Below are 5,899 nucleotides of genomic sequence, written 5' to 3'. Positions count from 1 at the left end.
CCCCGCCGGCGGCGTCCGGCGGTGTCACACCGGCGTTCAGTTGCCCGCCGGATCGCGTGGCAGGGACGGCTCAGAATGCCGGTACGACGGCGCCCTTGTACTTCTCTTCGATGAATTTCTTCACTTCGGGAGACGTCAGCACGGCAGCCAGCTTCTTGATGGCGGCGCTCTCCTTGTTGTCGTCACGCGCAACCAGCAGGTTCGCGTACGGCGAGTTGCCGTCTTCGATGAAGAGCGAATCCTTCACCGGGTTCAGCTTCGCTTCGAGTGCGTAGTTGGTGTTGATCAGCGCCAGGTCGACCTGGTTGAGCACGCGCGGCAATGTCGCTGCTTCCAGTTCACGAATCTTGAAGTCTTTCGGATTGGAGACGATGTCCTTCTTTGTCGCAGAAATGTTCTTCGAATCCTTCAGCTTGAGCAGGCCCTGACGTTCGAGCAACAACAGCGCGCGGCCGGAGTTCGACGGGTCGTTGGGGATGGCGATCGTCGCGCCGTTCGGCAGGTCGGCGAGCTTCTTGTATTTCGACGAGTAGGCAGCGAAGGGTTCGACGTGCACCTTGGCGACCGGCACTTCGATATCGTTCTTGTGACCTTTCTTGAACTCATCCAGGTAGGGCTGGTGCAGGAAGAAGTTGCCGTCGAGGCGCTTCTCGTTTACCTGCACCGCAGGCTGTACGTAGTCGGTGAAGACCTTCACTTGCAGATCCACACCCTGTTTCGCGAGTTGCGGCCTCACGAATTCGAGGATCTCCGCGTGCGGCACCGGGGTCGCGGCAATGGTGAGCTTGTCGGCGGCGACTGCCGACTGGGCGAGGCCGAACGAGGCGGCAAACAGCAAGGCAAATTTGAAACGCATGGATACTCCTGGAAAATTACTTTCGGGTGAAACGCCGCACCAGCTGGTCGCCGCTGTATTGCAGCAACTGCACGAGTACGACAAGGATGGAAACAGTCACGATCATCACGTCCGTCTGGAAACGCTGGTAGCCGTAACGCAGTGCGAGGTCACCGAGACCTCCGCCGCCGACCACGCCGGACATCGCCGCATACGACACCAGCGCGATGGTGGTGACGGTGGCGGCCGCGAGCAGGCCAGGCAAGGCCTCCGGCAGCAGTGCGCTGATGACGATCTGGTGCGTCTTCGCGCCCATCGACTGGCAGGCCTCGATCACGCCGCGGTCCACTTCGCGCAGCACGTTTTCCACGAGACGCGCGAAGAAGGGCGTGGTGCCCGCGACCAGCGGCGGAATCGTTCCCTCGACGCCAAGCGATGTGCCAACCAGCGCGAGCGTGACCGGGATCATCACGATCAGCAGGATGATGAAAGGCAGCGAACGCAGCACATTGACCACGAGCGAGAGCACGGTGTAGACGCCGCGCTGCTCGAGCAGTTGGCCGCGCGCTGTCAGGAAAAGCAGCACGCCCAGCGGCAGGCCGAGCAGCACGGTGAACACCAGCGACACGCCGGTCATGGTGAGCGTGTCGATGGTGGCCTGGGCGATATCGGCCCAGTCGATATTCGTGAAATCCATCAGTTCAATACCTCGCAATGCACGTCCAGTCTGCGGAACAGGTCAAGCACCGCGGCGGCCTCCCCGTTCTCGTCGCCGACTTCCACCAGCAGTTGGCCGTAAGGCTTGCCCTTGATGCGCGACACCGCGCCTTGCAGGATGGTGATGCTGGCGCGCGTTTCCTCGACCACGCGGGTCAGGATCGGTTGATAGGCGGCATCGCCGACATAGGTGAGGCGTAGCCGGCGGCTGTCCGCGGTCTTCACGCGCGCAACGTCGAAATCGTCATGCATGTATTCCGCCACGAGACTGCGCGTAACCGGATGCTTGGGATGCAGGAACACATCGGCCACCTCGCCCGTCTCGACGATCTGGCCGGCATCGATCACTGCCACGCGGTCGCAGATGCTGCGGATGACCTGCATCTCGTGCGTGATCAGCACGATGGTCAGGCCAAGGCGTACATTGATTTCCGCCAGCAGCGCGAGAATGGATTGCGTGGTCTCGGGGTCGAGCGCCGACGTGGCTTCATCGCACAGCAGGAGCTGCGGCGCATTGGCGATCGCGCGCGCAATGCCGACGCGCTGCTTCTGTCCGCCCGACAATTGCGCCGGGTACTTGTCCTTGTGCTCGCTCAGGCCAACCAGTTCGAGCAGCTCGTCGACGCGGCGGCGGCGTTCTTCCGCGCTGTGTCCGCCGGCGAGCTTGAGCGGAAACTCCACATTGGCGCCGACCGTCTTCGACGACAGCAGGCTGAAGTTCTGGAACACCATGCCGATGCGCTGGCGCAGGCGATCGAGTTCGGTCTTGCCGAGCGTGGTGATGTCGGTGCCGTCGATGCGCACCGAGCCGCCCGTCGGGCGTTCGAGGAGGTTGAAGGTGCGCAGCAGCGTACTCTTGCCCGCACCTGAGCGGCCGATGATGCCGAAGATTTTCCCCTTGGGGATGTGCAGGTTGACGTCACGCAGCGCGCTGACTGCCTTGCCGCCTACCTGGTAACTCTTGTGGAGGTGTTCGATGTGGATCACGTTGAGAATGCACTACCCATTTCGCGAAAGTGCAGAAGAGTAGCGAAACATGCCACTGCGAGGAACTAAGCATTTCTCATTTGCTTATGGGCAGCATCCTCCATACCCGTGCTGGACGAGAAATTCGCGTTTCTGCCCGAACAATGATTGGATCGGCTCGGCGTTAACCGAAGAACATGCTGGCCGGCAAACTCTCGCCGAAGATGGAAAGCACCTGCATGAAACTCGCTTCCGGCGCCGCCTTCAATTGCAGCAACTCGCCGGTGGCTGGATGTGCGAAGGTGATGGCAGTAGCGGCCAGCATCAGCCGCCCCTGCCCGAAGCGCTGCGCGAAATAGCGGTTGTGCCGTCCGCGCCCGTGGTTGGCATCGCCGATGATGGGATGGCTGATGTGCTTCATGTGGCGGCGCAGCTGGTGCTTGCGCCCGGTTTCCGGATACAGCGCGACGAGGCTGTAGCGGCTGGTGGGGTGGCCTTCGATCTCCACCGGAATTTCTGTGGTCGCGAGGCGACGGTAACGGGTGAGCGCGTCGCGCAGCGGCTGCGGCTCGTCCTTGCGGCGCTTGTCTTCCGGCTCTTCGCGCAACGGATGGTCGATGACGCCTTCTTCCGGTGTCCATCCTCGCACCATCGCGATGTAGGTCTTGTTCACCGCGCTGGACATCAGCGCCTTGCCGAGCGTGCTTGCGGTTTGCGGATCGCGCGCAAAGACCAGCAGGCCTGAGGTGGGACGGTCCAGCCGGTGCATCGGATAGACGTGTCCGCCGCCGTTCATTGCGCGTGCGTACTGCAGCGCGAATTCGGTTTCATGCGGGTCAATGGGACTGCGATGCACGAGCAGGCCGGCGGGCTTGTGGACGGCCAGCAGCCACGGGTCGCGATAGATTTCCGTGAGCGGATTCTGCGCGCAACCGGACTCGCTGCCCGGCATCACCGTGCCTTTTTTGCCGGTTTCGATGCCGGCTGCTTTTTCGGCGGCGCCGGCTTTTCCTTCTCGCCCTGGTCAAGGCAGAGCAAGGTATCGGCGTAAGAAATGAAGCGGTTGAGGTAGTCGGGCGAGATGTCGCGCATCATTGCCAGCGAGCGCAGCACCAGCATGTGGGAATTGATCGGGCCGGCGTTTTTCGGCGCCTGTTCGAGCGCCTTCGCCACCTGCTTGTCGACGCTGAGCTTGGACCAGGTATTGCGGAACTGGCGGATGACCTTCAACTCTGTACGCGGCGCGACATGGACTTCCGGACGCGCGACGGCCGTTTCCGGCACATGCTGCTCGAGTTGGCGCACCAGCGCCCCCAGCGATGCGCATTGCTCGCGCTCGCCGAGCGAGGCGGCCCGCTGCCGCAATCCGCGGAAATCCCCGGCGTCGAACAACTGCTGCAAATCACTCGCTGCTTGCGGATGTTTCTGCACGCCTTGCGCGAGGACCTCGGCGGCCTCTGCCTTTGCGCGTTCGAAGCGCTCGTTGACTCGGGATACCGCCTGCGCCAGCTTCGCGTCGAGCACGCGCCTGACGCTGCCCTCGTGCGCTTCGGCGCGCCGGGCCAGCGCATCGATGTAATGCAATCCCGCAGGGTCGAACCGCTCCGCACCGGCGGCGCGCAGTGCGGCGAGCAGCGCTGCGGGATCCTGCTCAATCATGACGCGGCATTCTTCGCATTGGCGGCCTTCGGCACCGGCGCCATTTCCACGCGGCGATTCAGCGCGCGCGCGGCTTCGTCGGTGTTGGGCTTGACCGGCTGTTCGGAACCGAAGGCGGCCGCGAATACCATCGACCGCGGCATGCCCTCCTCGATCAGTGTGCGGGTCACGGTCAGCGCGCGTTGCGCGGACAATTCCCAGTTGTCGGCGAAGGGTCCGCCGCGCACCGGGCGGTCGTCGGTGAAGCCGCTGATCATCAGCATTTCGTTGCGCGACGACAGGTAGGCGCGCAGCGGCGTGACGAGGCTCTTCAGCAATTGGCGGCCTTCCGGCTGCAACTCGTCGGAGTTGAGCGCGAACAGCACCTGCCCGCTGATGCCGATGCGGCCGTTGTTGAGCGTGATGCGACCGGACGCGAGCGGCACAGCGAGCGCCTTCTCCAGGCTCATGCGGCGCTGCTCTTCGGCCTGGCGCTTCTTCACCTCGTCCTGCAGGGTCGTGGTCAGTTCCATCTGCACGGCGACCACACCGACCAGCACCAGCACGAAGGCGCCCAGCAGGCTCGACATCAAGTCGCCGAACACCGCCCATACCGGCGCGGTGTTCTCGACGCTCGCGTCCATGTCTTCCATCAGCGGACCTCTTCGGCGGCTTGCATGGCCGGCAGGCGGCGCATTTCTTCAACGATTTCCTTGTGCGACATCATGCTGAGGTCGATGATCTCGCGCGCCTGGGCGACGTAGTACGCGAGCTGCTCGTCGCTGCGCGACATGGACTTGTCCATCGCGCCTTCGATGCGCTGCAGGTTGTCGATCAGTTTTTCGTTGGCATCGTTGAACGCCTGCACCGCAACGCCGAAGGCTTCGCTCAGGCTGGCCACGTCGACCGCGCTGCTGGTCACGTTGGCGGCGATGTCGGTCAGCTTGGCGGCTTCGGCGGCCACGTTGTCCGAGAACGCGCTGGCGGTTGCATTCAGCGCCGTCGCCGAGGATGCCACGAGGGAATCGATCACTGCGCGCTGCTCCTGCGAGGCATGGTTGATCGCTTCCAGCAGCGAATTGAGGGTGGCCATGATGCGGCTGCGTTCCTCGAGCACCGCGTTGTCGCGCGCGACGCTGTTGGAGATTTCCTGGCGCAGCTGGCCGATCACGTCCGCAGCGGCGCGCGGCGCTTCCGATGCCGTCTCGATCAGGCGGGCGATCGGCGCTTCCAGCGCGGTGCCGAGCGTGGTGAGGTGGCGGGTCACTTCTTCCTGCAATTGCGCGAGGCGTTCGACCGCCGCATTGCCGCGCGCGGCTTCGTCATCCTTGAGCGCGCCGAGTTCGGACCGCAGCAGGCCGGCGAGCTGGTCCATGCGTTCGCGGTGCTGGTCCAGCCATTGCGTTTCGGAAGCGATGCGGTTGCGCATCAGTTCTTCGGCGGAGGCGATCAGGCGCGTGGATTCGGCCAGCGTGCTTTGCGCGCCTGCCTGCGCCTGTCCAGTGATTTCTTGTGCGGTGCGGGCCAGGCTGTCGCAGATCTGCTGCTGCTGGGCGAGCAATTGTGCGCCGGTTTCTTCCTTGAGCGCGCCGAGTTCGGTGCGCAGCAAGCCGGCCACCTCGTCCATGCGTTCGCGATGCTGGTCGAGCCACTGCGCTTCAGTGGCGATGCGGGAGCGCATCAGCTCTTCGGCGGAGGCGATCAGGCGCGTGGTTTCGGCCACGGCGGTTTGCGCGCCGGCCT

The 5,899-nt window shown here is 63.8% G+C and carries 6 protein-coding genes and 1 pseudogene; all 7 read right to left on the bottom strand.

Features of this window, described 5'->3' with window-relative positions; all coding sequences use genetic code 11:
• Nucleotides 1–70 precede the first annotated feature (70 nt).
• Entirely contained in the window at nucleotides 71–856 is a 786-nt protein-coding gene (locus AYR66_RS27760) for a MetQ/NlpA family ABC transporter substrate-binding protein (protein ID WP_088710761.1), read from the bottom strand.
• Between the two features lie 16 nt (nucleotides 857–872).
• Nucleotides 873–1,532: a methionine ABC transporter permease gene (locus tag AYR66_RS27755; protein ID WP_088710760.1), complete on the bottom strand. Its 660-nt coding sequence runs from the start codon at nucleotides 1,530–1,532 to the stop codon at nucleotides 873–875.
• Nucleotides 1,532–2,539, bottom strand: a complete 1,008-nt coding sequence (locus AYR66_RS27750) for a methionine ABC transporter ATP-binding protein (RefSeq protein ID WP_088710759.1) — start codon at nucleotides 2,537–2,539, stop codon at nucleotides 1,532–1,534. The genes AYR66_RS27755 and AYR66_RS27750 overlap by 1 nt, the downstream gene beginning before the upstream one ends.
• Before the next feature lie 163 nt (nucleotides 2,540–2,702).
• On the bottom strand, nucleotides 2,703–3,470 hold the full coding sequence (locus AYR66_RS27745; RefSeq protein ID WP_088710758.1) for a pseudouridine synthase: 768 nt from the start codon (nucleotides 3,468–3,470) through the stop codon (nucleotides 2,703–2,705).
• A complete protein-coding gene (locus tag AYR66_RS27740; protein ID WP_088710757.1) occupies nucleotides 3,470–4,177 on the bottom strand; it encodes a DUF2894 domain-containing protein in 708 nt (235 codons plus the stop codon). The genes AYR66_RS27745 and AYR66_RS27740 overlap by 1 nt, the downstream gene beginning before the upstream one ends.
• A complete protein-coding gene (locus AYR66_RS27735) occupies nucleotides 4,174–4,809 on the bottom strand; it encodes an OmpA family protein (RefSeq protein ID WP_088710756.1) in 636 nt (211 codons plus the stop codon). Before AYR66_RS27735 ends, AYR66_RS27740 begins: the two co-directional genes overlap by 4 nt.
• Nucleotides 4,809–5,899, bottom strand: a pseudogene (locus AYR66_RS27730) (hypothetical protein); the annotation flags it as partial. The pseudogene AYR66_RS27730 and the gene AYR66_RS27735, both read right to left, overlap by 1 nt.

Source organism: Noviherbaspirillum denitrificans (assembly GCF_002211445.1).
Lineage (GTDB): Bacteria > Pseudomonadota > Gammaproteobacteria > Burkholderiales > Burkholderiaceae_D > Noviherbaspirillum > Noviherbaspirillum denitrificans.
The sequence above is the reverse complement of the archived record's forward strand: the minus strand, read 5'-3'. Positions and strand labels throughout refer to the sequence as shown.

Bases quoted from the DNA above. Each gene is read 5' to 3' on its own strand.
- AYR66_RS27760 (WP_088710761.1), bottom strand. From the start codon at position 856: ATGCGTTTCAAATTTGCCTTGCTGTTTGCCGCCTCGTTCGGCCTCGCC.
- AYR66_RS27755 (WP_088710760.1), bottom strand. From the start codon at position 1,532: ATGGATTTCACGAATATCGACTGGGCCGATATCGCCCAGGCCACCATC.
- AYR66_RS27745 (WP_088710758.1), bottom strand. From the start codon at position 3,470: ATGCCGGGCAGCGAGTCCGGTTGCGCGCAGAATCCGCTCACGGAAATC.
- AYR66_RS27740 (WP_088710757.1), bottom strand. From the start codon at position 4,177: ATGATTGAGCAGGATCCCGCAGCGCTGCTCGCCGCACTGCGCGCCGCC.
- AYR66_RS27735 (WP_088710756.1), bottom strand. From the start codon at position 4,809: ATGGAAGACATGGACGCGAGCGTCGAGAACACCGCGCCGGTATGGGCG.